This is a genomic window from Nitrososphaerota archaeon (assembly GCA_016872055.1).
Lineage (GTDB): Archaea > Thermoproteota > Nitrososphaeria > Nitrososphaerales > Nitrosopumilaceae > Nitrosotenuis.
Genome location: VHBH01000002.1, coordinates 15489 through 39386, shown reverse-complemented (window position 1 = coordinate 39386; position 23898 = coordinate 15489). Strand labels below are relative to the sequence as shown.

The 23898-nt window shown below is 41.0% G+C and carries 34 protein-coding genes and 1 tRNA gene; 17 read left to right on the top strand and 18 right to left on the bottom strand.

Going from position 1 to position 23898, the window contains the following annotated elements; genetic code table 11:
• Nucleotides 1–18: 18 nt before the first annotated feature.
• Nucleotides 19–318, bottom strand: a complete 300-nt coding sequence (locus FJ354_02350; GenBank protein ID MBM3905509.1) for a 4Fe-4S dicluster domain-containing protein — start codon at nucleotides 316–318, stop codon at nucleotides 19–21.
• A gap of 106 nt (nucleotides 319–424) precedes the next feature.
• The gene (locus tag FJ354_02345) at nucleotides 425–1033 is read right to left on the bottom strand and encodes a hypothetical protein (GenBank protein MBM3905508.1); all 609 of its coding nucleotides are present in this window, start codon (nucleotides 1031–1033) and stop codon (nucleotides 425–427) included.
• A gap of 29 nt (nucleotides 1034–1062) precedes the next feature.
• Between FJ354_02345 and FJ354_02340 the strand changes: the two genes are divergently transcribed.
• A complete protein-coding gene (locus tag FJ354_02340; protein MBM3905507.1) occupies nucleotides 1063–2214 on the top strand; it encodes an aminotransferase class V-fold PLP-dependent enzyme in 1152 nt (383 codons plus the stop codon).
• Here FJ354_02340 and FJ354_02335 read toward each other — a convergent pair.
• Nucleotides 2209–2469 (bottom strand): Lrp/AsnC family transcriptional regulator, encoded by a 261-nt coding sequence (locus FJ354_02335; protein ID MBM3905506.1) that lies wholly within the window; start codon nucleotides 2467–2469, stop codon nucleotides 2209–2211. The genes FJ354_02340 and FJ354_02335 overlap by 6 nt on opposite strands.
• Nucleotides 2470–2545: 76 nt before the next feature.
• Here FJ354_02335 and FJ354_02330 point away from each other — a divergent pair, with 76 nt between their 5' ends.
• Nucleotides 2546–3181, top strand: coding sequence for a cyclase family protein (locus FJ354_02330; protein MBM3905505.1), 636 nt, complete (start codon nucleotides 2546–2548; stop codon nucleotides 3179–3181).
• On the opposite strand, the gene amrS is transcribed toward FJ354_02330, so the two are convergent.
• A complete protein-coding gene (gene amrS, locus FJ354_02325; GenBank protein MBM3905504.1) occupies nucleotides 3178–4236 on the bottom strand; it encodes an AmmeMemoRadiSam system radical SAM enzyme in 1059 nt (352 codons plus the stop codon). The two genes, FJ354_02330 and amrS, sit on opposite strands and share 4 nt — an antisense overlap.
• A 74-nt stretch (nucleotides 4237–4310) precedes the next feature.
• Between amrS and FJ354_02320 the strand changes: the two genes are divergently transcribed.
• Entirely contained in the window at nucleotides 4311–4826 is a 516-nt protein-coding gene (locus tag FJ354_02320; GenBank protein MBM3905503.1) for a protein tyrosine phosphatase, read from the top strand.
• 71 nt (nucleotides 4827–4897) lie between these two features.
• On the opposite strand, the gene FJ354_02315 is transcribed toward FJ354_02320, so the two are convergent.
• Nucleotides 4898–5473, bottom strand: coding sequence for an HAD family phosphatase (locus tag FJ354_02315; protein MBM3905502.1), 576 nt, complete (start codon nucleotides 5471–5473; stop codon nucleotides 4898–4900).
• 238 nt (nucleotides 5474–5711) lie between these two features.
• Complete coding sequence (locus tag FJ354_02310) at nucleotides 5712–6248, bottom strand: hypothetical protein (GenBank protein MBM3905501.1); 537 nt, start codon at nucleotides 6246–6248, stop codon at nucleotides 5712–5714.
• A gap of 44 nt (nucleotides 6249–6292) precedes the next feature.
• Here FJ354_02310 and FJ354_02305 point away from each other — a divergent pair, with 44 nt between their 5' ends.
• From FJ354_02305 to cobJ, 6 genes are read left to right on the top strand one after another with little or no spacing between them, the layout of a single operon-like run.
• Nucleotides 6293–6574 (top strand): hypothetical protein, encoded by a 282-nt coding sequence (locus tag FJ354_02305; GenBank protein ID MBM3905500.1) that lies wholly within the window; start codon nucleotides 6293–6295, stop codon nucleotides 6572–6574.
• Complete coding sequence (locus tag FJ354_02300) at nucleotides 6575–6871, top strand: transcription factor S (GenBank protein MBM3905499.1); 297 nt, start codon at nucleotides 6575–6577, stop codon at nucleotides 6869–6871. It begins immediately after the preceding gene.
• A 40-nt stretch (nucleotides 6872–6911) separates the two neighbouring features.
• Entirely contained in the window at nucleotides 6912–7655 is a 744-nt protein-coding gene (pcn, locus tag FJ354_02295; GenBank protein ID MBM3905498.1) for a proliferating cell nuclear antigen (pcna), read from the top strand.
• Nucleotides 7656–7689: 34 nt separating this feature from the next.
• A complete protein-coding gene (locus FJ354_02290; GenBank protein ID MBM3905497.1) occupies nucleotides 7690–9087 on the top strand; it encodes an aspartate kinase in 1398 nt (465 codons plus the stop codon).
• A 36-nt stretch (nucleotides 9088–9123) separates the two neighbouring features.
• Nucleotides 9124–10548, top strand: coding sequence for a hypothetical protein (locus tag FJ354_02285; protein ID MBM3905496.1), 1425 nt, complete (start codon nucleotides 9124–9126; stop codon nucleotides 10546–10548).
• 26 nt (nucleotides 10549–10574) lie between these two features.
• Complete coding sequence (cobJ, locus tag FJ354_02280) at nucleotides 10575–11345, top strand: precorrin-3B C(17)-methyltransferase (GenBank protein ID MBM3905495.1); 771 nt, start codon at nucleotides 10575–10577, stop codon at nucleotides 11343–11345.
• Here cobJ and FJ354_02275 read toward each other — a convergent pair.
• Nucleotides 11342–12379: a tyrosine--tRNA ligase gene (locus tag FJ354_02275; protein ID MBM3905494.1), complete on the bottom strand. Its 1038-nt coding sequence runs from the start codon at nucleotides 12377–12379 to the stop codon at nucleotides 11342–11344. The genes cobJ and FJ354_02275 overlap by 4 nt on opposite strands.
• A 32-nt stretch (nucleotides 12380–12411) precedes the next feature.
• Nucleotides 12412–12975, bottom strand: a complete 564-nt coding sequence (locus FJ354_02270; protein MBM3905493.1) for a hypothetical protein — start codon at nucleotides 12973–12975, stop codon at nucleotides 12412–12414.
• 86 nt (nucleotides 12976–13061) lie between these two features.
• Between FJ354_02270 and FJ354_02265 the strand changes: the two genes are divergently transcribed.
• Both FJ354_02265 and FJ354_02260 read left to right on the top strand, forming a co-directional pair.
• Nucleotides 13062–14141, top strand: coding sequence for a DegT/DnrJ/EryC1/StrS aminotransferase family protein (locus tag FJ354_02265; GenBank protein ID MBM3905492.1), 1080 nt, complete (start codon nucleotides 13062–13064; stop codon nucleotides 14139–14141).
• Nucleotides 14138–14590 carry a tetrahydromethanopterin S-methyltransferase subunit A gene (locus FJ354_02260; protein ID MBM3905491.1) on the top strand — a complete coding sequence of 151 codons (453 nt, stop codon included), beginning with the start codon at nucleotides 14138–14140 and terminating at the stop codon, nucleotides 14588–14590. Before FJ354_02265 ends, FJ354_02260 begins: the two co-directional genes overlap by 4 nt.
• Here FJ354_02260 and FJ354_02255 read toward each other — a convergent pair.
• The 3 genes from FJ354_02255 to FJ354_02245 are packed head-to-tail and all read right to left on the bottom strand — an operon-like array spanning nucleotide 14587 to nucleotide 16299.
• Nucleotides 14587–14931, bottom strand: coding sequence for a dUTPase (locus tag FJ354_02255; GenBank protein MBM3905490.1), 345 nt, complete (start codon nucleotides 14929–14931; stop codon nucleotides 14587–14589). The genes FJ354_02260 and FJ354_02255 overlap by 4 nt on opposite strands.
• Nucleotides 14932–14950: 19 nt before the next feature.
• Nucleotides 14951–15844: a sugar kinase gene (locus tag FJ354_02250; protein MBM3905489.1), complete on the bottom strand. Its 894-nt coding sequence runs from the start codon at nucleotides 15842–15844 to the stop codon at nucleotides 14951–14953.
• Between the two features lie 11 nt (nucleotides 15845–15855).
• Nucleotides 15856–16299 (bottom strand): hypothetical protein, encoded by a 444-nt coding sequence (locus FJ354_02245; GenBank protein ID MBM3905488.1) that lies wholly within the window; start codon nucleotides 16297–16299, stop codon nucleotides 15856–15858.
• 134 nt (nucleotides 16300–16433) lie between these two features.
• Here FJ354_02245 and FJ354_02240 point away from each other — a divergent pair, with 134 nt between their 5' ends.
• Nucleotides 16434–16916: a hypothetical protein gene (locus FJ354_02240; GenBank protein MBM3905487.1), complete on the top strand. Its 483-nt coding sequence runs from the start codon at nucleotides 16434–16436 to the stop codon at nucleotides 16914–16916.
• On the opposite strand, the gene FJ354_02235 is transcribed toward FJ354_02240, so the two are convergent.
• The 3 genes from FJ354_02235 to FJ354_02225 form a co-directional block, all read right to left on the bottom strand.
• Nucleotides 16909–17097: a hypothetical protein gene (locus tag FJ354_02235; GenBank protein ID MBM3905486.1), complete on the bottom strand. Its 189-nt coding sequence runs from the start codon at nucleotides 17095–17097 to the stop codon at nucleotides 16909–16911. The genes FJ354_02240 and FJ354_02235 overlap by 8 nt on opposite strands.
• 214 nt (nucleotides 17098–17311) lie before the next feature.
• Complete coding sequence (locus tag FJ354_02230) at nucleotides 17312–18199, bottom strand: hypothetical protein (GenBank protein ID MBM3905485.1); 888 nt, start codon at nucleotides 18197–18199, stop codon at nucleotides 17312–17314.
• A gap of 2 nt (nucleotides 18200–18201) precedes the next feature.
• Nucleotides 18202–18681 carry a peptidylprolyl isomerase gene (locus tag FJ354_02225; GenBank protein MBM3905484.1) on the bottom strand — a complete coding sequence of 160 codons (480 nt, stop codon included), beginning with the start codon at nucleotides 18679–18681 and terminating at the stop codon, nucleotides 18202–18204.
• A 237-nt stretch (nucleotides 18682–18918) separates the two neighbouring features.
• Here FJ354_02225 and FJ354_02220 point away from each other — a divergent pair, with 237 nt between their 5' ends.
• From FJ354_02220 to FJ354_02210, 3 genes are all read left to right on the top strand, one after another.
• A complete protein-coding gene (locus FJ354_02220; GenBank protein ID MBM3905483.1) occupies nucleotides 18919–19149 on the top strand; it encodes a hypothetical protein in 231 nt (76 codons plus the stop codon).
• 74 nt (nucleotides 19150–19223) lie between these two features.
• Entirely contained in the window at nucleotides 19224–19478 is a 255-nt protein-coding gene (locus FJ354_02215) for a hypothetical protein (GenBank protein MBM3905482.1), read from the top strand.
• A 371-nt stretch (nucleotides 19479–19849) separates the two neighbouring features.
• The gene (locus FJ354_02210; protein MBM3905481.1) at nucleotides 19850–20251 is read left to right on the top strand and encodes a hypothetical protein; all 402 of its coding nucleotides are present in this window, start codon (nucleotides 19850–19852) and stop codon (nucleotides 20249–20251) included.
• Here the strand turns inward: FJ354_02210 and FJ354_02205 are convergent.
• Nucleotides 20238–20759 carry an NAD(P)H-dependent oxidoreductase gene (locus tag FJ354_02205; protein ID MBM3905480.1) on the bottom strand — a complete coding sequence of 174 codons (522 nt, stop codon included), beginning with the start codon at nucleotides 20757–20759 and terminating at the stop codon, nucleotides 20238–20240. The two genes, FJ354_02210 and FJ354_02205, sit on opposite strands and share 14 nt — an antisense overlap.
• A 184-nt stretch (nucleotides 20760–20943) precedes the next feature.
• Entirely contained in the window at nucleotides 20944–21660 is a 717-nt protein-coding gene (gene bluB / locus FJ354_02200) for a 5,6-dimethylbenzimidazole synthase (protein ID MBM3905479.1), read from the bottom strand.
• Nucleotides 21661–21718: 58 nt separating this feature from the next.
• Between bluB and FJ354_02195 the strand changes: the two genes are divergently transcribed.
• Nucleotides 21719–21792: transfer RNA gene (locus tag FJ354_02195), tRNA-Val, on the top strand.
• Between the two features lie 12 nt (nucleotides 21793–21804).
• On the opposite strand, the gene FJ354_02190 is transcribed toward FJ354_02195, so the two are convergent.
• Entirely contained in the window at nucleotides 21805–22299 is a 495-nt protein-coding gene (locus tag FJ354_02190; protein ID MBM3905478.1) for a hypothetical protein, read from the bottom strand.
• Between the two features lie 74 nt (nucleotides 22300–22373).
• Here FJ354_02190 and FJ354_02185 point away from each other — a divergent pair, with 74 nt between their 5' ends.
• Entirely contained in the window at nucleotides 22374–22871 is a 498-nt protein-coding gene (locus FJ354_02185) for a copper-binding protein (protein MBM3905477.1), read from the top strand.
• On the opposite strand, the gene rtcA is transcribed toward FJ354_02185, so the two are convergent.
• On the bottom strand, nucleotides 22854–23882 hold the full coding sequence (gene rtcA / locus FJ354_02180; protein MBM3905476.1) for an RNA 3'-phosphate cyclase: 1029 nt from the start codon (nucleotides 23880–23882) through the stop codon (nucleotides 22854–22856). The two genes, FJ354_02185 and rtcA, sit on opposite strands and share 18 nt — an antisense overlap.
• Nucleotides 23883–23898 lie beyond the last annotated feature (16 nt).

The following is a 23898-nucleotide window of genomic DNA, read 5'->3' as shown; positions in this document are numbered from 1 at the left end:
AAATTATGATGACTGAGCTTAATCGATAAGTTCAGTCCAGCCCTTAACGAAGACTGAGTTTTTGTATAGAGGAACTGGTTGACCTACTGTGAAGTCCATTGGTCTCATCCAGAAGATTGCCTTTGTTGGGCAAACGCCAATGCATGCTCCGTCGGAGATGCATCTTTCTGGGTAAAAGACAAATGCCTTACCTCTTTTCCAGCCTTCGACTGGTTTTACTCTTAGTACATCTGGTCCCAGTGTTGTGCAGATTTCAACGCATAGTGCGCATCCAATGCACATCTGTTCACCAATGTCTGGTAAAATTGCTACTGGCATTTTAATCAAAATTCCTACCTTTTGGATCTTAATATAATTTCCCTAAAAAGTTCGAATTATAACGGCGTTAGAGAAATTTTAACGCTGTTATAATTTTTGATCGCAATCACACCAAATCAAGATCTGAAATTGGTATTACTAATTTCACAGAATTGTCAGAATTCAATGATACAAGATTCAGTGTTTCATTTTTTTGTTGCAAAGCAAGAAAATTCATTTTCTGGATTTGCACAATTTTTCTTCCAATTCCCGGCAAGACCCATCCATCCTCTTTGAGTTTGGCGGTGCTTCCAAATAAAACAGCCGAGTCTGCTTTTTGTGCAGCGCTAGCCAACAACACAAGAATACTGTTGATTATTCTTCCAGAATCCTTGTTCCCAGACAATGTGGCAAAGAATCCATTTAGTGAGTCAATTAGTACTAGATGTTTTTTTGTGGAAATTTTATCGGTGAGCTGCGCAAAAATGTCGCGCCAATCATCCTTTGGTGCGTACAATTCGATGTTTTGGTTTTGCGGTAAAATATTTGCAGCCAGATATCCACTATACAGCAAATCAAAGTCGACATAGATCACTGGAACATCTGTTACTAGTCCTAGCTTATGAAAAAAATATGTCTTCGTTATGGCATCATCAAATGTTATGGAAGAGAGGTTTTGATCAAACACAAGCTCGGAAATTTTTTCTGCACTGACGGATCGTTGGTTTTTATGCAACAGAGATTAGTCTTTTCTGTGATATAATAATGAATTTAGACAAGGAATTGATCGATAATTCTTTTGTGAGGTCTTCCCGCATTTATCTAAACAATGCCTCATTATCCCTGATTCCGCTATCCACCATAAAGACCATGACAGACTTTACTCTACGATACAACGAGTTGGGCCCAGACTCGCTTGACTTTGCCTCATTATTATCAATAAAATCAAACGAGTTGCGACAGACCATATCCAAGCTGGTAAACTGTAGACAAGAAGAGGTAATTCTCACATCTAGCGTCACAGAAGGAGTCAACAATGTTGCAAATGGTATGTCTTTTGCCAAAGACTCCAATGTTGTAATTCGAGGAACAACACACGAGCATCATGCAAATTATTATCCGTGGCTGAGACTGGCAAGCAAAATCGAGCTTCGATCAATTCCACATGATTCCAACGGGTTTTTCGAAATATCAGAGCTCGAAAAAAGATTAGACCGGAACACCAAATTGGTAGCATTAAGCCATGGCCTTTACAATACGGGAGCAATTCTGTCAATACCAGAGATTGGAAAAATTCTCAATGAGCGAGGAATCCCATTCTTTTTGGATGCGGCCCAGACAGTAGGGTGTACAGAGTTTGATTTTGCAAAGACCGGCGCAGACTATGCAGCCTTTAATGGCTACAAGTGGCTCTGCGGCCCAATGGGAATTGGAATATTCATCTGTAAAAGGGAAGCTGCTTCTACTCTAGAGCCAGTCAATTTAGGTGGAGAATCTGCAATGACATACAATGATTCCAAGCTGGCTTACAAGGACATTCCAGACAAGTTCCAGGGAGGATTTAGAAACTTTGTGGCAATTGTCGGGTTGCAAAATTCAATTTCATTTTTGTCAGGCCTAGGAATTGCAAACATTCGAGAGAGAGTAATCGGTCTGGCCAATCTCCTACGGGAAGAGTTGGTAAAGATACCAGATGTTACGTTGTACGGCCCAGAAGATCAGTATAGGCGAACAAGCATTGTTTCATTTACCATTGGAACTAAATCTCCACAGGAAATTGTACAACATTTAGAGCGAAATGGAATTGTCCTGTCTGTACGGGAAATATCAGAGAAAAAGATCGTGCGTGCCTCGCCGCACTTTTTCAACACAGAGTTAGATATGCTAAAACTAGTAGATCTGCTAAAAAGACTATAATCGTTCTTGTTCTTCTATTACCATCATGGTAAGAGTGGACTGGACCTTGTCTATTTTGCGAATCTTGCTTGTGATAATATTGCGCAGCAGATCGGCATTTGCAGCCTCGATTTTGACTACAATATCATAGATTCCATATACGCCCTGAACCTCGTACTTTAGGTCTTTTTCTACTGCCAGAATCTCCTTGAGCTTTGTGATTATTTCCTGGTCCGAACCCAAATCCGAGTTTAACAAAATGAATGAAATAGGCAATGTAGAATGTAGTTTGGGCGAGATCTATTTAACATCTTTGATCATCCAAAAATAAAAGCACAACCATACAATTTTCGTGAAAGTACACGATCTGACATTGCCTGTATCAGAAAAAATTCCTACCTTTCCCGGATCTCCCGCTCCACATTTCATAGAATGGAATTCACTTGAGCAAGAAGATTACAATTTAGAGTTGATTTTCCTTAGCACCCACACAGGCACCCATATAGATGCTCCATACCATTTTGTAAAGTCGGGCAAAAAAATTCACGAGCTGGATCCGTCCCGATTTTTGCAAAACGCCATTCTGATTAGGATAAAATCAAAGCCAAACTATTCCATAACCAAGTCCGACATTGTGTCATTTGAAAAAAAGCACGGTAAGATTCCAAGTGGGGCTACAATAATTTTTGCCACCGGATGGAACGACAATCCATCCAGAAAGGATTTCTTTTCAAATCCGGGAATTTCCGAATCTGCCGCAAAATACCTGGTATCAAAAAGAGTTAATCTGGTAGGGATCGATTCGCCAAGCATTGATACAGGAAATAATACAAAATTTGTAGCTCACCATGTTTTGCTAAAGAATGATGTTCTGGTTTTGGAAAATCTCTGCAATTTGGCCAAACTAAACAGAAACTTCAATTTAGTAGCTTTGCCGCTGAACCTAAAAAACGCCACAGGCTCTCCTGTTCGCGCAATAGCTTTCTAGACTACAAACTGGAATCTGCTTTTTTTGTAATTTTTGTCCAGCTGGCCTGTGATTGGGATTTTGTGGCCACAAGTTTTGCATTTGTTGGATTCATCCAGATTCCATGATACAATGTCAAATCCGTATCTGCCTACTACCACACCATTACATCCAGGACAGTAGGTGTGCTCATATTTGTGGCCTGGAACATTTCCCAGATATACGTATTCTAGTCCTTCCTTTTTTGCAACATCATAGTGTTTTTCCAGTGTTTGTATCGGCGTTGGCGGAAATTCCATCATTTTGTAATCTGGATGGAATCTCAGAAAATGAATCGGCATTTCCGGGCCGAAATTATCATAGAGAAACTTGCAGAGTTTTTTTGCATGTTCCAGGCTATCGCCAACTTGTGGCACTATCAAATCGGTAATCTCTACATGAATTTTTGTCTTGTCACGAATTTCTATCAAAGTATCAAAGATTGGTTTTGGGTCAGGAACACCAATGTACTTTCGTGTAAACTCGGGTTCTGCACTTCCCTTAAAATCAACTGTGATACAATCTAGAAATTCATTCATCATCGTAACTGATTCCGGCGTGTCATATCCATTAGAGACAAAAATGTTGAAGAGTCCCTTTTTGTGCGCTTCAACTCCACAATCACGCGCAAACTCCATGAAAATTGATGGTTGATTGTACGTGTATGCAATTCCCTGTGAATTATTATCCAGCGCCATCTGTACTACCTGATTTGGCGTAAAGTCCTGTCCCTCGATTTTTCTTTGTTGTGAGATATCATAATTTTGGCAATACTTGCAAAGCCAGTTGCAGCCAGTAGTGGCTATTGAAAAGATCCTAGTTCCAGGCATGTAGTGAATAACAGGTTTTTTCTCTATTGGATCGACATTTCCCGTGATTACTTTACCATATACATATAGGTCGAGCTTGCCGCCCTCGTTTCCGCGAACCCCACACAGGCCAATTTGTCCGTCCTTGATTTCGCAGTATCTGGCACATGCAGTACATCTGACTCTATTGTCAGGCAGCCTCTCATAGAGGATTGCTTCTTTGTTCAAAACCGTATTGTTATACAATTTTGCAATATAAACAAATCTTAGTGTCTAAATATTGATAATTGTAAAACCAACAAATGAGCAAACCGGGAAATCTCTGGCGTAAAATTCACGGTAAAATAACAAAACGTCCTACAAATTTTTCATGGCTTTTGGATGGCAAGTTAGCTGGATCTGGAATGCCAACTACTATCGAAGAGATAAACTGGATTCAAAAGCAGGGAGTAAAATCAATTGTAACCATGACAGAATACAAATTGCCGCAGACTTGGATTGATGGAATAGAATATCTCCATGTCCCAACAGAAGACCTCACAGCTCCAGACATTGACAAGATAGACTCCACCGTTGATTATATCGCAGAGCGAATTAAGAACAATGAACCAGTAATGGTCCACTGCGCTGCAGGAATCGGAAGAACTGGAACAATACTTGCCAGTTATTTGATAAAATATCAGAAAATGTCAGCTCGAAAGGCAATTGAAACTGTTCGTAAAGAGAGACCTGGATCGATTCAATCTACTTCTCAGGAGATAGCTGTATCAACTTATGAGAAATTCATTAAATCAGAAAAAACCTCTGATGATTTTTGATAGATAATTACACAAATATGAAATTGTCATAATAAGAATTATTCTGATATATTTTTTGAAACCTTAGGTTTCTAGTGATTTTCTTGAATTATTTGTGAAATGAGATCTCCCTGTCCATCATAGAGGATTGCATTAATTCCATGCATTTTTGCAACATCAGTATTTTCTTTTTTATCGTCAATAAGGAAAATCTCACTATGCTGGTGTTTTTCAAGTAGATAATCGAAAATTTTCGGGTCCGGTTTAGCTAGACCAATTTCATTGGAAAAATATACGTGATCAAAATTAGTGAACCAAATGTCAGGTAAAACCTTTCTTGTCTCCGGAGTGATATTAGATAGAATACCTATCTCATGGTTACATTTTTTCAAATAGTTAGCTAGCCCAAGAATATTTTCGTTGAGGCTAGCGTATTTCTGAAAAGTCTCAGAAATAATATTATGATTAATTATTAGATTTCCAACTGTTTTTTGCCAAAATTCTATCTCAGAAATTTTTCCTGTAAAGAGTAATGAGATGTGAGATTCAAAATCTTGTATTATCTTATGTTTTGATATTTTAGTCTGTTTTGATATTTCCTCGTATAACCAATCATCTTGCCAGTTTAACAAAACTCCACCAAGATCAAAGAAAATAATTTTTTTCATGAATCATTTTTCAAATAGTTTAAAATAAAGCATTGGCGCTTTTTTCGGGTGTTTATTCAGGTATAGATATGGTCTCGAGTTTACCATCAACAATTTTTACAAATAGGAATCTATTGTCTTTAAAAATTAGGGTGATTCCACCTTCTGCATCCGGCTCCTCAATTTCTAAAACTGGTTGACCTAGTAATCCGTCATATTTTGCCATTGAGTAAACGGTAGAATTGTTGTTTATAATTTTTTAATTTACTGTTATTTCGATTTCCTTAGAAGAACCTTTGGCGTCGCCCGAGTCAGTCCAGAGGTGTTTTTGCCAAGACACCCAAGCCTCTGCACTTATCTTGTGTTTGCCTGATCCAAGCTGGGATGCCTTAATTGTAATTTTTTCATTAAAGTCTAGCAATTCAGATTTTACTTCTTCCTCGGTTAGCTTGATGAACGGCTCAAAGTTCTTTGCCACCTGAACCCAGACCCGCTTTTCTTTCATTGGGTTTACCAGTTTGGGATTTCTAGTCCAGAAAAATGATGCCTTACGATAAGTGTCGATGTCTTTGAGTTCCTTTTTTCTAAATCCGCCGGAGGTAACCTTGATTCCGTATTTGAGTTTGAACAAATTGTCATATTTGTTGTAGGATTCAGTCCAGTTTTTCTCGTTTAGCGCATCTCGCAAATCGCCCTTGATCTGAAATGATGCCGTGATTACGATATCGTCCGATATAGAGTATTCAGGCTTGTCCACTGTTAATGTTATTTCCGTGAGGGTCGTTGCGCTTCCCATGCTTGACGATGATTTATATCCACAATAAGTGGTTTTCCGATAGATTGAACGTACAGGTAGTTAAGTCCTCCCAAAAAGAGACCGAACTGGTTTTGAAGGATACCGACATTGGAACTCTGTATATAGTCCAGCACGAGCTGCTCAAGGACAGCCAAGTCGAGTTTGCAGGTGTAATTCTAAGACACCCACTGACTGCCGAATACAGAATGCGTATCAATTCCTCCAAGGGCAGTCCTCTAAAGGAAATGGAAAAGGCTACAAAATCAGCAATAGAATCAGCCCAGGAACTAAAATCACTAATCCACTCTAAAATCAAAGGTGTTTAGATGCAATTTTGCCCCAAGTGCAATCTGCGGTTAAAGAAAGGTACATGCACAAAATGCGGTTATTCCGAAGCTGCCAAAACTGAAACAAAAAAATCTTCTGCAGAAATGGACAAGTCTTTTACTGTATTTGAGGAAGATGATGAAAGAGAGAAACTACCAACAATCAAAAAGGAATGTGAAAAGTGCGGAAATGATGAAGCAGTCTGGTGGATGCTACAGACGAGATCTGCGGATGAACCAACAACACAATTCTACCGGTGTTCAAAATGCGCGCATACTTGGCGTGACTATTCGTAAAAAAATAACCTTTAACTGGAAGCGCAAGACAGATAGCTAAATGGTGTTTTCTGCAAAGACAAGCGGATCTGATGAATGGAAGGCAATTTTGTCTGCCATTTCCACACTTGTAGAAGAGGCCACATTTGAGGCAACAGTTGAAGGAATCAGCTTTCGCGGAATGGACCCCTCACATGTTGCTCTAATTGACATTTCCTGGCCAAACTCGGCGTTTGAAAAATACGAGTGCGACGGCCCAATAAAGTTCGGAGTCAGAATTGATGAATTCTCCAAATTGATCAAAAGGTCGGACAAGTCAGATTCCATCCAAATTAGTATAGCAGATTCCATGTTATTGATAGTAATTGGTAAAAACAAGCAATACAAAATGAGATTAATCGAATCCTCGGCAACCGACACACCACTGCCAAAAATTCCATATGATGCAAAAATAGGTATTGCAAATACCCTATTTGATAAAATTCTGGGCGATGTCCAAGTTGTATCTGACTATCTTACTATCAAGACAGACGAGTCCAAGGCAGAGTTTTCTGGAAAAGGCGATTCTGGCGAGGTTCTCATATCACTTCAAAAACAGCAAGATGAGCTAACAGAGATAACATCAAAGGTAGAATCTACAGGTACATACAGCCTCGAATACCTAAATCCGATAGTAAAGGCAGTGGGTGCAGCAACCGGTATTATAGTATGCGAGTATTCTTCTGCCAAGCCACTGAGAATAGAATTCAAGGTTGCAAACATGGGTAGAATCCACTTTTACCTAGCACCGCGAGTAGAAAGTTAAAAGCATAAAAAGTCATTTTTGGGAGAGGAATCCAATGAGATTAGTAATCAAGTTTGGCGGAACTTCATTGGCATCACCTAAACACATCAAGGGCGTTGCAAAATTCATCCAAAACACTGGAAAGAAAAATCAGATTGTGATGGTGTGCTCTGCAATAAATGACACCACGGATGATCTGCTAGAAATTTCCGATTCAATAAAAAAGGAAAACCGTGTACAGGCAGACTCCATATTATCAAGATTAAGAAGACAACATTTGCAAATTTCAAAGGACACAATATCGAATTCCGTAATCAGAAAGGCGCTCATCCAAAAACTGGAATCCATACTTGATGAGCTGAAAGGCCTAATGCACGGGATGATTTTGTTAGGCGAGGTGACGCCGCAGTCGCTGGACTATCTTATTTCATTTGGAGAGCGATTATCAATAGAAATAGTATCGCATGCAATACTGGATCTCAAGACAAAGTCAATTGCACTGACAGGAAAAGAGGTGGGAATTGTCACAGATTCTAATTTCGGCCAATCAAAACCTCTAATGGATACCACTAGATTGCGTGTTTCTACAAATCTAGAACCATTACTATCAAAGAAATTCATTCCAGTTATTGGCGGATTTGCAGGGGCTGACCAGCACGGCCACGTCACAACGTTTGGTAGAGGAGGTTCTGACTATACAGCTACCATAATTACATCATGCATAAAAGCAGATGAGGTCTGGCTTATGAGCGATGTTGACGGCCTGATGAGCGCAGACCCAAAGATGGTCAAAAATGCAAAGGTGATCCCAGAGGTGTCCTATGTGGAAGCAATGGAGATGGCTCTTTTTGGAGCAAAGCAGATCCACCCACGCTCCTTTGAGCCATTATTATCAAAAAAGATACCGATGCGAATTCGAAGCACCTTTAATGTGAATAATCCCGGCACGCTGGTCACTGCAAATCCAGATGAGAAAACAAACAAGACCGTCAAGTGCGTATCCGTGATTCGCCATAATGGATTAATCGATATGCGTGGTGGAAGTATGGTTGGCGCACCTGGAACTGCAGCTACAATATTTACAACACTTGCAAAGGTAGGCGTAAATATAATGATGATTTCCCAGAGCCCGTCAGAATCCAGCATTTCTATTGTGGTCAAGAAAAACGATCTGGACAAGGCAGTGAACACAATGGAAATGGAACTATTAGGAAAGATAATCAAAAAAATTGATGTTACGACTGACGTTTCCATTATAGCTTTGATAGGTTCTGGAATGCGCGGAACAGTCGGTGTCGCATCGCGTGTCTTTGGTTCAGTTGCAAAAAGAAAGGCAAACGTAATGATGATTGCCCAAGGATCATCTGAGCTGAACCTGGCTTTTGTTGTCAAGGATTCAGATTGTGCAGCTGCCGTTCAAGCGTTACATGATGAGTTCAAGCTTGGAAGCTAAAAACGCTTAAACATCTTTGCAGAATCTAAGATACCAATGAACAAGTTTGTCATTTTTGCAATAATAGCTATTCCAGCGCTCGCTGTCTCGTTTTTGGTATCAGACCCATTTGCAGTTGCAAAACCTCAAAGCAAGGTTCACTTCACCAAGACGTTTGTCTCATCTGCTGATCCCGGGAGTGGAAGTGGTCAGTTCGCACTAGTACTCGCGCCAAACCGCGACAGCATTTATACAGGATCTCTGACATTTACTGCAAATAATCCAGTTGAAGTTCTGGTTTTACATCATATTCCAAGCCAGGATTCCCGTGGTCAGCCAACATGGAGTGTTGACGGGAATACAATTTACGGACTGACAGAAATCGAGGCTAAAAAGGCAGGAACATTCGACTTTACGGGTGCGGCAGTTGCATTTCGTAGTGTTACTCCATTTGTAGTAACAACAAGCGTTGATGGATGGATTCGTGGACAGCCAGTTGAACTGATATCGCAAACATATGAAATCAAGGAACAAGAAATAGAACTCTTAGACCAAAACATTCCAGTCGCAATTCCAATGCGTGACGGATTCTACGGCAAAGGTTCTATCAGCTATATCATTACAGATTCCAGCAATAAGACAATATCGGACAAGCTGACACAAAAGCAGGGCTGGAATGTCAAGTTTGCTCCAAAGCTTAGGTGGGCACCAGCATCAGCTCAAGATACCATATACGCATTCACAAACGGAATCAGGGGAGACGGCATCTATGGATTCCAAGGAGAAGTCTTTGGTGTAACTCCTGCACAAAAAGAATACACACCGTTAGCTAGTCTGGTTACAGTATCCTGGAAAGCAGGCCAAAAGCCACAAGAAATCCAGTCAGTAGAAGACATACTAAAGGCAGAGAAAGATTCCCGACTAAGACTGACAAAGACAAATGTTACAGTGAATGTTCCACAGATAATTTGGCCTGGAGGACAGATCCAGACTACAAACAGTACATCATTGGATAATGTTCAGGTCTTGGAGATAAACAAGGATTCCAAAAAGGTGACATTTGTTGCACATAGGGCTTGGGGTCCTGACGGCCGCATCACCTACTATATTATTCCAGACGCGACACCAAAGGGGCCGGCTGATATAATGAAGGTTCCAGTGTCTGGCAAGCTTGCAAAGATTGCCACATCAAATGTAATATCTGAAATGTACCAGTTCAAAAATGGGGTAAAAGGTGCAGGAACGCTTGGATATCAGCCTGGCGTGTTGAGCTCAGCACTGGATGAAAGATACATTCCAGTATGCAGAATTTCCATAGTAGAGTGGAAGGACGCTAAGTCCGCCATTCCATTGCAGACAATTTCAGACATAGAATCCAAAAGATCAGACGGCTCTGTCTTTGTCACACTTGCTAGGCCGCAAAGCGAAGACCACATTGTGAACTGCCCAATCATAGAGTCACCAAAATCCAACAAGGGATAAATTAGCATTTTAGAAAAAAAAATCACTTGACAGGAAAACTCTACATTGTTGGCGTGGGCCCCGGAGCGCACGATCACATGACTTTTCGCGCAAAACAAGTCATTGAGCAAAGCGACACCATAGTGGGCTATGACACCTATGTTGGATTGGTAGAAGATCTAATTCAGGGAAAAGAGATCCACCGATATGCTATGACCCAAGAAGTGGAGCGAGCAAAGCAATGCATCGAGCTTGCCCTCTCTGGTAAAATTGTATCGCTGGTTAGCAGTGGAGACCCAGGAATTTATGGAATGGCAGGCCTAATCTACGAAACACTGGCAGAAGCTGGTTGGGATCCAAAGACAGGCCTAGAAGTAGAGGTAGTACCTGGAGTGTCTGCCCTAAATTCATGTGCTTCCTTGATTGGCTCGCCACTGATGACAGATTTTGCAGTAGTATCGATGAGTGACTTGTTGGTACCATGGGAAATTATATTAAAGCGAGTCGAGGCTGCAGCCCATGGCGACTATGTAATTGTGATTTACAATCCATCAAGCAAAAAAAGAATCCACCAACTACAAGATACCAGAAAACTTTTACTAAAATACAGAAAGCCGACCACGCCAGTTGCCATCATAAAGGGCGCATACAGAGAATCTCAGACAATAGTAATTACTGATCTAGAAAACATGGAATCGTATGCAGACAAGCTAGGCATGATCAGTACCGTGATAATCGGCAATTCTTCTACGTATAATTTCAAGAACTTGATGATAAATCCGCGAGGATACACATCGAAGTATAATCTGCAGAGCTAGACAGAATTTTTTATTGCGTCGCGAGTGTCGTCGTCCATTTGTAGCTTGTCACGTATTGGCGCTATGATTTTGACCAGATTTTCCGCTACAACATTTTTGAGATCCATTGGGTGCAGCTTTCCTGCGCCAAAGTCAGATTCCATCTGGGAATAATTGGAATAAGTTACATTTCCGCCGAACTTTTCCGGCCTTTCCACACTGAGCTCGGGCATTTCATGGAACAAGATGTGCTTTGCTATTTGGAATATTGGATTGTTTGCCTTTCCCTGCTCGCACCACCCCTTTTTTATCTTGGATTTTATTTCATCATCAGAATCATGAATAAAAACACCAGAGCCAGGCTTTGATTTTGACATTTTTGAGCCTTCTCCATCTGTAGTTATTGGTTCAGTCAGTCCCGGCAACAAACCATGGTGGATGGCAACTGGTACCTTCCACTTCATTTTTGGAAATATTTCTCGGACCAGCATGTGGATTTTTCTCTGGTCCATTCCCGCATGCGCTATATCAACATCTATTGTATGGATGTCTACTGCCTGCATCGGCGGATACAACAATTTTGAGAGGTCGACTTTCTCGTCGCTTTCTGACCTTCCCATGATTGTCATTGCCCTCATTGTTCTGGCAAGAGTCATGTGCTTCGTAAATAACACAAAGTTCTTCCAGTATTCCTTGTGGGAATCATACAGTTCACTTCCGCGAATTATATTCACACCTGGACAGACCAGTTTGAATGCACGCTCGTAGTAATGGGATACTTTGGTTATGGTATCCCAGTTACCGCCAAGTTTGTCGTTGATTAGCGTGTGCCAGTCTGCCAAAAAGACATTGCATTCAACGCCAGCTTTGATAAAATCATTAATCTTGAATCCAGTACTGATAAGACTTCCCAGGTGCAAAAATCCGGAAATCTCCAATCCTATGTAATGTCGCGGCTTGGAATTTGTCGAAAATAGGTTTGTCAGTTCCTCCTGCGTAACTATTTCTTCTGTTGGGGGCCGCAAGACCAGCTCTACTTTGCTTGTTACATCCAATGGTACTGGGTTTTGATTATAATCCTATAAAGTTACGTTTCTAATTCATCATGTGTTTTTCTTGGTCTAGTCGACAAGTAAAAGGCATGAGCTGAAATCAGAAATGCTACAAGGAAGATCTTTGTGGCAAATATCAAATTCCATGGCCTTTCAACATCCGGATATGCAATGGTTAGCCTGTCAATGTCTGGCACTTGTCCGTTTGCTGTTCCTGCAGATATCAGTGCATTGAGAACTGTGAAATTATACAATACTTCATACAGACTTATGATTGCAAATCCCAAAAGCATCAGCTGCAACAGAGACATTCGCCAGGAATAGAGTCGTACTACCTTTTTCCATCCGATTCTTGAAACGCAATACCAGCCTATAATACACGCAAAGAAAAGCCATGTGATTAATTTTGCAAAATGGGGAAATGGAATGTGTGTGGTGACTAATACCTCTCCCATCACATATGTACCCTTTTGCTGCCATTCAGTCAGCATTGCCCATGTACCATATGCCATAATAGATAACATCAAAAAAGCACATACGTAGAAAATGTACAGGTATACCTTGTATCCAGGATCTGTTTTCTGCAAGTGACGAGACATGTAATTGCCAAAAATTGTGATTTGGATATAAGAATTGTCCATTTATGAAATGAGGTTTAATTAGCATCCATGTCAAACGACAAATCATGAAGGTTCCAGTGAACATCCCTCTCGTTGGCAGAGAGGAAATTGCCGAAGTCACCGCCGTTCTAAAAAAAGGCGCACTCACATCTGCTGTTAGGGATGGTGGGCCAAACGTCCAGGAATTTGAAAGACTGGTCCGCTCTTTTGTAAAATCAAAATATGCAATTGCTGTCAATTCTGGTACTGCCGCACTACAAGCTGCCCTTTATGCCCTTGATGTGAAATCCGGTGACGAAGTTGTATTACCTTCATTTACCTTTGTTGCCTCCGCAAATTCTGTTGTTTCTGTTGGCGCAAAGCCGGTCTTTGTAGATATCACACGCGACAATTACACCATGGATCCTGAAGACCTGCGGAAAAAAATAACCAAAAAAACCAAGGCGATCATCCCAGTACACCTGTATGGAAATGTGTCATATATTGACGAAATATCTGAAATTGCGGCCAAAAGCCACATTCCAATAATAGAGGATGCCTGCCAGTCGATGGGCTCTACATACCGCGGAAAACAAACAGGCACATTCTCAGAACTTGGTTGCTTTAGCCTATATGCCGCCAAAGTAATGACATCTGGCGAAGGCGGAGTAATCACCACATCAAACGAAAAGCTTCGTGACAAATTACTAATGATTAGAAACCATGGGATGGTTCACGGATATGATACCAGAATTCTGGGCCTGAACTTGCGGTTGCCGGAGATCAATGCAGCAATTGCCAAAGTACAGATGAAAAAGCTTGCAGGATTTTTGAAAAGGAGATCACAGAACGCCAAAATCTTAACGGATCTCCTTTCTGGCGCAGATGTTACATTACCAGTACCAAGAAAGCACGAAAAGGTAAACTGGTATCTGTATACTGTATCTAGTAAAAACAGGGACAAGATCTCAAAAGCACTAAACGAAAACGGAATTGGAGCTACAGTATACTATGGCACACCCGTCCACAAGACCCCTTATTACAATCAAAAGACAAAGCTGTTAAACACGGAATGGGCTGCAAAAAGTGTCCTTTCACTGCCAGTACAGCCACAAGTAACGCAAAAACACCTAGAAACCACGGCTAGAATAATAAAATCACTATGAATCTGGGCCAAATTGCAGGCGAAATTTGCAAGGTTGCTTTTCCTATTCCAGAGGAGAAATTCATCGGAAAATCAATCGGCATTGCAATATGCACATTATCCAGTATAGAACTGCTAAAAGAAATATCCCAGTCCCAGATTATGGACAAAATCGCAATTGCTGCAAGACTTTTCTCAGAGAACAGGGGAATTGATGAGCTGGTAAAATATGTAAATCAGAATCCAAACCTGCATACAATCATTGTTTGTGGAAATGAAGTATCAGGCCACAAGACAGGCCACGCATTGTTTTGCCTGCACAAATACGGGGTAGATGATTCCAACCGAATAATAAATTCAGTCTCCCCTGATCCAGTATTGAGAGTATCAAAAAATGAAATTATAAATTTTCAAAGAATAAAGTTAGTTGATCTGATTGGCAAGACCAAGCTGGAACAGATTATAGTCTAGTAGCCGTTTTTCTGCCTGTTTCGGTTAATCTCGTTTTTCTTTCTATATTCTGCTACAATATCGTCTGGCGTGAGGTTTAGCTCCAGTGATGCCTGCACCACAAAATGCCAAATGTCGATTAGCTCCTCTTTTGCATCATCCATACTAAACGGAGTTGGTTTTTTCCACCACTTCCAGTTTGTTAAGCGTTGTAGTTCCACTGCTTCATGTATTATGGCGGTGGTTAGCGCAGATATGCGACCTTCCGAGTCCTTTGGATATCTATCCAGGTTCATCATCTTGGTTAGTCCCTTTTGCATTACAAATATCTCATCTAGTCTGTCCATCAAAACTTTACGCATAGATCTGCTAGATAACCTTTCAGAAATCGATCATTGATTGGTATTTTTTTATTCTTCTTTGGATCATGTCCTTGGTTATGCTGGTTAATCCGTCAAGGCCATACTTTTCTACGGCAAAAGAGCCCATTACATTTCCATATATTACTGCCTTTTTGATTTCAGAAATTTTGGTAGAGTTTTTGCTTGCTAGGTATCCAATCATTGCGCCCGCAAAAGAGTCGCCTGCGCCAGTCGGGTCCACAATGTCTTCCAGGGAAAACGCAACTGAAGGAAATATTACATCATCAAAAAATAGAAGCGAGCCGTGCTCTCCTTTTTTTATAATCACGTATTTTGCGCCCCAGTCCATCATTTTTTTTGCGCATTTTATGAGATTGTGCTCTTTGGTAAGCAGTTTTGCCTCTTCGTCATTGATAACGACAGTGTCGACTGAGCCAATCATCTTGATTACAGAATTTCGCTTGGAGTTTATCCAAAATTCTATAGTATCGCACATGGAAAATTTCACATTGTCAAATTCGCGGATGATTTTCGTGTTCTGGTCTGGGTCGTTGTTTGCCAAATACACAAACTGAGATTTTCTGTATTTTTCAGGCACCACTGGCTGAAATGATCCCAAAACATTGAGCTCTGTCTTATTCGTGGTTCTAGTGGAAAGAGTCTTGTCGTAGCTGCCGTCATAACGAAATGTTTTGCCTTTGTGTATTGCGAGTCCTTCCAAATCCAGATGTTTTTTTAGAATATTGTGATATTTTTTTGGAAAGTCGGTTCCAACCACCGCTATTAGACCAGTCTCTACAAAAAAGCTGGCAGAGACTCCCGCAAATGTCGCAGCTCCTCCAAGTACATCCTTAAGTATTTTGTTTGGCGTACGAATTGTGTCCAGGGCAGTAGAGCCAAAAACAGTAAGCATTGTTTGAAAAATTATGCGTCTGCTATAAATTCCCTAGTCTGGTCATGTGTTGGGTAATACGTAAATGGCACATCTATTGACGCAAACAATAGCTGGTATTTTGTAACACCGGAGATCTTTATCTGCGAGTTTTCCGATGCTATCTGGTCTTTAAGCCAGACTCCGCTAGTTGTTGCGGAACCCAGTGCCGGCAATGCAAATGGATCCAGCTCACCTGTCCCAATTGTCTTGTCGTTTGCGATTATTGTAAATTCGGTTTTCCCTGCAGTCAGAAATAGCAATGATGGATTGTTAAACTCCAGCTGAAAATTGTATAGTGAGCCCTTGTCTGATTTTTCCAATAGCTTGCTTTCGATTATCTTGGCATTGATTTGCGAGGCAGACGCGTACTGAGTATAGCCAAATACCATCAGGCTCACCATTATTATGATAGTGGCTGCTGCCTTTTTTGCCATGCCAAATACTCTGAAATTGGCTTTTGTGCAAAGGAGGCAAAAAGATCATCATTTGGTGTGTAAAAGTTTTGATCCACCCTTTGAGTTCATTTAAGCTTGCAAGATAAATCAAATTCCGCATCACTTTTAGTATAATGGCAAAGATAAGGCTAAGGTTCGGCGTAAATGAAGTAGAGATTGACTCGCGGGACTTTTACATCGATAACGACACTGTATCCAAGGTAATTGCTGACTTGGCGTTTCGACTGCAGGAAAACTCGGCAAAAATAAAAACTAAAGAGCCAAGACTGGAAGTCCAAGACATTGCCACAACATACGAATCAAACTTGAGCTATCTTAAGATGCTCAAGGACGCCGAAGTACACGAATCAGAGTTTACCGCGCCAAGGCAAATCTCTCCAGAAGAGCTGCCAAGCAAAATTGAAGGGTTGGAGATGGATGGATTTTTCGCAAAGCCACGAACAGTATCGGAGACCGTAGAGCAGCTTCTCCAGCACGGAATGATTGTAAGCCCGCTTGCAGTATCCAAGATATTAGCAAAGATGGCGTTTAACAAGGAGCTGGAAAAGAGCTCTGAGCAGAAAAAGACCTTTTACCACAAGATACTGCTCAACTAGAATACTTACAGATATCGCATTTCTGGAAGATAGTTCCATCTAGGTGATCAAAGTGCGTATTGCATTGAAGACAAGTATGGTGCATGTCAAAATATCCGTCGGATTCTTTTTTCCCCACCTGAAATGATTCCAAGAATGGACTCTTACATTTGATACAGTGGCACCCACAGTCGCACTTCATCGTTTGGTACAGAATGATTTGCGTTAATAATTCTGACTCACATATTTATACCAAAATGCACCATAAAATTTGTTGGTCAAAAAAAGGATCATACCGCTGGAAATCGACGATCACTACAAATTGTTTGGAAAGGAGCCATGGGAAGTAGACTATGGGGAAAAGTGCCCCGTGTGCAATGTTAGAATAGATGAGTATGGATTTTGCTCTTGCGGCTCTAGTGGCGACTGAATCTGGTGGAATAAACCACGGCAACCATTGCTGCACTCAACACCAAAACTGTGGCTAGCGGAAATTCCGGCACAACCGATACTCCTAGAATTGTTATTGTTCCTACTTCATGCGGATAGAGATGTAGCCAAACATTACCGTCTTGGGTTATTCGCTCTTGTTTTTGTATTAATTTGTCGTTGAGTGACACTTCGTATGGGTTCCATAACAAGTCTTGGGGAATTATCAGTGTGATGGGATAGTTGGGCTCGTTTACATCAAAGCTTAGAATCTTGTTTGGTTGATCCAGAGTTATTTTGGAAATTTCTGTCTGGGTTATAATTTTAACATCGAATGTTTGGCCATCCCATGTTACTTGTTTTGTTATAATGGTTGGCTCTAGTTCGTATTCCAGCTTCATTTGGCATCCATGGCAGAGCAATCCCTTTTGGTCTCCCAGTCTGATTAGATTTTCATTTACATAAAACAAATCCACTCCTTGTGGCAAATAGAATGCGGTTTCTGCCAAATAGACATAGTCCCACGTCCACAGACCATTCTTTTCTTGTATGACTCCCTCAATGTCATATTCGATTGTGATGTCTTCACCTGATGGGAACAGGAGAATTCCCGGATTTTTGTCACTGACCTCTGCATACATTGGCTCTTCTCCTTCATCATCAATTATGGTAAAATTGGTATAGTCAGGCGATAGAAACTCGACTTGCTTTGGACTGTCTGGTTTTTTGACTTCATGAGTTACGTGCACGTCACCATTTTCTGAGATTCTAATGGAGACCCGCTGGTCTGCCGGCTCGCCGATTTTGATTTCTTGCGCAAATGCCGAATATGAAAATATGGTAGATATCAACAATATTGCAAGAATTGCTTTCATGTTTATTCAGAGATTGTAACCTTGGTCATTCGTACTTCTTGGAGTGGGCAGTCGTTTCTATCCCTTTGCTGGGAAACAATTTGATCGGCGATTGGCATTCCCTCTAGGACCTCGCCGAAGACGGTGTATTGTCTGTCCAAAAATGTGCTGTCTGAAGTTACAATAAAGAACTGCGAGCCTGCGCTGTTTGGATCCATTGCTCTTGCCATCGATACTATACCCCTCAAGTGTGATCTAGTGTTGAATTCCGCCTTGATTGTATAGCCTGGGCCGCCTTGACCCCACCTGGACTTGTCTGCGGTCTTAGTGTTTGGGTCTCCGCCCTGAATCATAAACCCAGGAATCACCCTGTGGAACAAAGTGCCATCGAAAAATCCTGACTGGGCAAGCTTTACAAAGTTTCGAACGTGTTCTGGTGCAAGTTCCGGCAGCAATTTAAATACAATTTTTCCAAACTTGGTTTCGATTGTTGCCTGGGTCAATTATACGACGATTCATCCCCTGAGCATAAGAGTCTTACTGTTGAATTATTTTGAAAGTGTTTTGTAAAAATTACAATTTTTAATTTTTGAATTTTTGTCCGAATCGAAAATCGTTTTGCAGTGCTCCGGCAATCATTACGATTTTCATATTATAATAATTTTTTCCAGCTCAAGAAAACTTAGATTTTTTTCCAAGAAAAGTTATAGTCTTATATAGATCGGGAAAAATTACAATTTGTGAATCGCACAAATCAAAGCACCGTTATCAAAGCAGCAATCAATACTTACCTTGAGAAGGGGCTGACAGACAAGCAAGACATTTACAGCAAAGTTGTCGAAGAATTAGGCGTTCCAAGACCGACTGTGCGAAGGGTTGCACGCGATCTCAGAAATGAGCTTCTGTCAAAAATAAAGATTTTACAATCTGAAATCCCGCAAGAGATTACCGTATCAGAAAAAGACGAATAAAATTCGTTTAACTTTTCTTTTATTATTTTGAGATTCTGCATTAACATTATATTCGACTTTTCTAGACTTAGTGCATGGGTTATCTGCGAAACCACCTAGCGACAGTAGTTACTAGTTGTTTCGCGGTATTTCTGACAGGTATGTACTTTTACATGCCTCCGATACTGCACCAACTCCTCCTAGTTTCTATCATAGTCACTTGGTTTTTGGTTGTAGTCTGCTATTTGGCGCAAAAAAGCGTTGACTGGACTAAAAAGTATGGTGTTCATGAGCATTCTCATGTAGAACACGGCCTTAGCCATCCGCATGAGGAAAAAAAAGTCGACTAAAACAACAAACATCTCAGTAGTCGAGCTAAATCAATTTCTGAGTCATTTACCGCTGAGCTAAACGAGCTCAAAGATGAGGTAAAGCTCGAGGACAATGAAATAACATGATGCGACAGGAATTGCCAATTTATAGACGATCGTCCAAATAGAGGCGGTAAAGGTAGTACTTGCAAAATTTCAATGGAGCTATTGCAAAAAGAAAATAATCACTTGCAGTGAGAGCAAGACTTAGTTCCACGATGATTTTTCTTGCATCCAGGACAACTAATTGCACCGCCAAAATGGCACTTGCACGTGCAACCATCGTTTAGCTGTTCCATGTGTATCATTGATACGTCATCTTAATATTTGACTTGGGCAAAAAATCGTTAATGTTCGTAAAGGCAATCATTGCAGTAATTGCATTTGCAGCTGTAATGACAACAGTAAACTCGGCATTTGCAGAAACAAGCCTGACACCAATCAATTCCTCAATAGGACTAGAAAAAACAGAAGTGCCGTTTTCTGCTCCAAAAAACAACAAGCTTCCATGGGGATTTGTTGAGGGAAAAATTACAAACCCAGTTGAGGGGTATCCAGTGATAATTCAGATCTTTAAAAATGGCGATCCAATCCACTTTGCACAGACCGATGTCAAGAAAGACGGCTCTTATGAGTACAAGTTCCGAGTAAGAGATGTCAGTGGATCAAAGGTTACAGCGATCTATGAGGGTAACTATATCGTCAAAATATTCAAGGTAGTGTACCTGCCTGCAACTTCTACTTTGGTCTAGAAGCAAGCAATATTGTTTCATCAACTAGCTCTCTGAGCTTGACTTTGCTTGCCTCTTCGATTGTTCCGTCCTTAATTTGTTCTACGGTCATGAATACTACCTTGGGGTTTGTTATGACTTTGAAATATGACATCAGTTGGGTCAGTAATGTTTGTACGTCTGTAAAGCCTATTGTGCCTGAGGCCAAAATTGCAAGTCCTGCGGTTTTTCCGGCAGTAGATTTGTAGTTGACATACTCAAAGAGATTTTTGAGTGCGGCGCTGAAAAATGAGTTGTAGATGGGCGTGCCAATCAACCAGACGTCTGCATCCATTATGTCCTTTGCTGCTTGGGTTGTTGTATCAGAATAGGTCACGTCGTAGCCCTTGTAACAGTCAACCATACCATCGGACAAATTGATGAATTTTGTTTCTGCGTTTTTTGACTTGGTATATTCGTGGACAAACTTCATCATTACTTGAGTTACTGCTTGTTTTCGTGGGCTGCCAGAGATTACAACTATTTTCATCAGGTTAGGTTTCTTTGTTCTTTATTTAAATTAGAAAGTAGGTTTGGCAATACTTGATAAAATAATGGTAAGCGGGCTTGGAGGGCTTCGATCCCTCGACCTGTAACTTAGGAGGCTACTGCGCTATCCATGTTGCGCGCCAAAATTGGCTCTGCGCTACAAGCCCAGAACAAAACTGTGGGTTTTACTTCATAAAAGCGTAATCAAGATTTGTTCTGATCAATTCGTTGATTTTGTTCCATAGTTCACTTGATGTTTGGCCCCACTTTTCAAAATAGACAACGTCCTTGAGCTCAAGACGCGGAAGCCATTTTGCATTCTCCAAGTCAGGCTTTTCTGCAAATTCCTCCACATGTCCAAGGCACAGATACGCAACAGGCACAATATGCTCTGGCAGATTTAGTGCTTGCTTTAGGGTTTCATTGGACAGAATACTGACCCAGCCAACTCCGATTCCTTCTGAGCGGGCTGCAAGCCATAAATTCTGCACCGCGCAGCAAACACTATAGATACCCGTTTCTGGGATGCTTGACCTGCCAATCACAAATGGTCCGAATCTGGCTGGATCATAAGTAATGCACAGATTCACGTCAGATTCCAAAATTCCTTCCAGCTTTAGCAAGAGATATTTTTCCTTTTTTTGATCATTGACATCATTTGATGAGCGGAATTTTTCAGCTTCAAATGATTCTTTGACCTTTTGTTTCGTGGTGTTATTCCTAATCAAAACAAAATTCCACGGTTGGGAGAATCCAACAGATGGTGCATGATGAGCTGCATTAAGAATTCTTGCTAGTGTCTCATCCGGAATTGGTTTTGAGTTAAAATGGGATCTAACGTCTCGCCTTGTGAAGATTGCCTTGTAGAGTCCAGACTTTTCTTGGCTGGAGAATTCGCTCATGAATCTGTTGGTGTTGTTTAAAGGTTAATAATGTAGAGCTCATGGTCTGTACTTTATTGGGCCGGTAGTCTAGTTGGTTAGGATACCGCCTCGACACGGCGGTGATCGAGAGTTCGAATCTCTCTCGGCCCACCTTTTACAAAATTATTGAGAAATGTTGAATTCTTTTTCCACTAGACTCCAAGCAGATTCTACCACGACTAGACCCTTGGCTGAATACATTATTGGGGTTTTTGTTGTGATTGCTATGTACTGGTCGGCATTTTCTGGAGTTTTAGTCAGAGTAAACGGACTTGGGAGCTCAATTTCGGCATTAGGATAAAATGCCGCGCGACCAGGCATTGCGACATCTTCTGTAGAGTATTGGCTTTTGCCAAGCGAGACACCGTTTGCAAATAATTCATAGTCAATTCTAGATATGGTGAATGTCTTGTCGCTTGGATTTCTTATTACAAAGCCGACATCAAGCCTTGCCTTTCCTTCAATGGAGTTTTCGCTAACTAGTTTGACTGTGCCCATGTCTAGCTCGATCATTTCCAGTTTTGGATTATCCAGGCTTGCGTACCAAGTGATGCCTCCGAGCATTGCCAGTAGGCAACCAATCGCTCCATAGAGAATCACCTTACTTTGTATAGCCAATTAATGGTAACAAATTATCTGAACTAAAAAATGTTGGTTTCAGTTAGATAATATTTGAAGTAAAACTTGGGAATTTGTTGGCATTAGAGCAAGCAATCATAATGTGGATTCATTTGATTTGTTCGGCAATCTGGGTTGGCGGTTCGCTGTTCATTGCCATAGTTTTTGCTCCAATACTAAAGACAATGGCGCCAACCATTGAAGAGCGACTGCAAATAATGATCAGAGTAGGAAGGCGATTTAACAAAATCGCAATACCTGCCTTGTTGATATTGATTGCGACAGGAATCTGGAGCTCTCACCAAATTTTGAGCAAACCAGAATTTTTGTTTATGTCTACCTATGGCACAATGCTGATAATCAAAATGCTCCTAGTAGCTGCGCTTTTGGTTTCATATGCAGTCCATGTGAGAATTATTCGAAAGGACATTGAAGAAAAAATAATGCAAAAGGAGCTGAACGCAGCTCAAGTAGCCAAGCTCCGAAAAAAGATCATCATCGTAGGCGAGGTAACAGTAGTTCTGTCCGTTTTGGTGCTATTGTTTGCCGCTATTCTAGATGCTGGCCTCTGAGCCTACAATTCTGACTTCATAGCCGCCGTCGATTTTGCCTACACCATACTTACAGCCAGTGATCTTGGATGTGATGTAGAGGTTTGTCTCAAGATGTTTTGATATTTCTGGTACAGTGAAAATAGACATTTCTTTGGCTAGCGCAAGCGGCGTTACGAGTATGTCAGAGAGATTAGAGTCTGCACCAAGGGTTGATGAAGTAAATGAGATTGTTGCATCTTTGCCAAAGCTTGACTTGTTTTGGACATGCAACAGCTCGTCTACACCATTTATGGAAGAAGAATCATGACTATATATCAAAAATGATGCGCCAGGGTTGAGTGCTTGATCTTTTGTGATTTGTGTTTGTGCAGAGAATCCTTTTTGCTCTAGTGTGTTTTTTGCAAAAGTGATATGATTTCCAATTTCATTTTGTGATGTTCCAGAGAAAGAGCAGAGAATTTTTGCCTCCTTTGTTGTTCTTTGTGATAGATGAATTGGGACTAGTTTATGGCATGGAAAAATTGTTACGTCTACTTGGCCTCCTCCCTTTGGGTAATATCCACGCTTTTTGATGCTCATCTCAAATTTTATGCCAAGGCGTGAAAATGCTTCGCCTATAACAAATTTCGTATAATTTGATGTAGGACTCCATGGAACATCTGTTCCTCCAAAAATTGATAGCTCCAGTTTTTTTCCTGCAAGTGCTACGGCTGGAATTATTGCCTGCAAAATCAATGAGATGCTACCAGCAGTTCCGACATTTTCCTGCAGTCTCGTGTCTTGAATCTGTCCTGGTGAAAATGTAATGCTGGTAGAGCCGACTGTCAGTCCGTCAATTTTTGCATCACATATTTTACCGAGAAGCTTGATTGTAGATAGATGTGATGGTCGCAGTCCTGGAATCTTTCGGTTGTGGCGAATGTTTTCTATTTTAATTGGCTTTTGCGTTATGGTAGAAAGCGTAAGTGCGGAGCGCAAGATTTGTCCTCCGCCTTCGCCGTGCGAGCCGTCTATTAGCAGTGCTTCCATTTGTTCTGGTTTCATT

Bases quoted from the DNA above. Each gene is read 5' to 3' on its own strand.
- FJ354_02290 (MBM3905497.1), top strand. From the start codon at position 7,690: ATGAGATTAGTAATCAAGTTTGGCGGAACTTCATTGGCATCACCTAAA.
- FJ354_02350 (MBM3905509.1), bottom strand. From the start codon at position 318: ATGCCAGTAGCAATTTTACCAGACATTGGTGAACAGATGTGCATTGGA.
- FJ354_02230 (MBM3905485.1), bottom strand. From the start codon at position 18,199: ATGAAAGCAATTCTTGCAATATTGTTGATATCTACCATATTTTCATAT.
- FJ354_02285 (MBM3905496.1), top strand. From the start codon at position 9,124: ATGAACAAGTTTGTCATTTTTGCAATAATAGCTATTCCAGCGCTCGCT.
- FJ354_02270 (MBM3905493.1), bottom strand. From the start codon at position 12,975: ATGTCTCGTCACTTGCAGAAAACAGATCCTGGATACAAGGTATACCTG.
- FJ354_02210 (MBM3905481.1), top strand. From the start codon at position 19,850: ATGTTCGTAAAGGCAATCATTGCAGTAATTGCATTTGCAGCTGTAATG.
- FJ354_02300 (MBM3905499.1), top strand. From the start codon at position 6,575: ATGCAATTTTGCCCCAAGTGCAATCTGCGGTTAAAGAAAGGTACATGC.
- FJ354_02310 (MBM3905501.1), bottom strand. From the start codon at position 6,248: ATGGGAAGCGCAACGACCCTCACGGAAATAACATTAACAGTGGACAAG.
- FJ354_02245 (MBM3905488.1), bottom strand. From the start codon at position 16,299: ATGGCAAAAAAGGCAGCAGCCACTATCATAATAATGGTGAGCCTGATG.
- bluB (MBM3905479.1), bottom strand. From the start codon at position 21,660: ATGAGCGAATTCTCCAGCCAAGAAAAGTCTGGACTCTACAAGGCAATC.
- FJ354_02205 (MBM3905480.1), bottom strand. From the start codon at position 20,759: ATGAAAATAGTTGTAATCTCTGGCAGCCCACGAAAACAAGCAGTAACT.
- FJ354_02315 (MBM3905502.1), bottom strand. From the start codon at position 5,473: ATGAAAAAAATTATTTTCTTTGATCTTGGTGGAGTTTTGTTAAACTGG.
- FJ354_02320 (MBM3905503.1), top strand. From the start codon at position 4,311: ATGAGCAAACCGGGAAATCTCTGGCGTAAAATTCACGGTAAAATAACA.
- rtcA (MBM3905476.1), bottom strand. From the start codon at position 23,882: ATGGAAGCACTGCTAATAGACGGCTCGCACGGCGAAGGCGGAGGACAA.
- FJ354_02215 (MBM3905482.1), top strand. From the start codon at position 19,224: ATGGGTTATCTGCGAAACCACCTAGCGACAGTAGTTACTAGTTGTTTC.
- FJ354_02250 (MBM3905489.1), bottom strand. From the start codon at position 15,844: ATGCTTACTGTTTTTGGCTCTACTGCCCTGGACACAATTCGTACGCCA.
- FJ354_02260 (MBM3905491.1), top strand. From the start codon at position 14,138: ATGAATCTGGGCCAAATTGCAGGCGAAATTTGCAAGGTTGCTTTTCCT.
- FJ354_02265 (MBM3905492.1), top strand. From the start codon at position 13,062: ATGAAGGTTCCAGTGAACATCCCTCTCGTTGGCAGAGAGGAAATTGCC.
- FJ354_02240 (MBM3905487.1), top strand. From the start codon at position 16,434: ATGGCAAAGATAAGGCTAAGGTTCGGCGTAAATGAAGTAGAGATTGAC.
- FJ354_02235 (MBM3905486.1), bottom strand. From the start codon at position 17,097: ATGAAGTGCGACTGTGGGTGCCACTGTATCAAATGTAAGAGTCCATTC.
- pcn (MBM3905498.1), top strand. From the start codon at position 6,912: ATGGTGTTTTCTGCAAAGACAAGCGGATCTGATGAATGGAAGGCAATT.
- FJ354_02340 (MBM3905507.1), top strand. From the start codon at position 1,063: ATGAATTTAGACAAGGAATTGATCGATAATTCTTTTGTGAGGTCTTCC.
- FJ354_02255 (MBM3905490.1), bottom strand. From the start codon at position 14,931: ATGCGTAAAGTTTTGATGGACAGACTAGATGAGATATTTGTAATGCAA.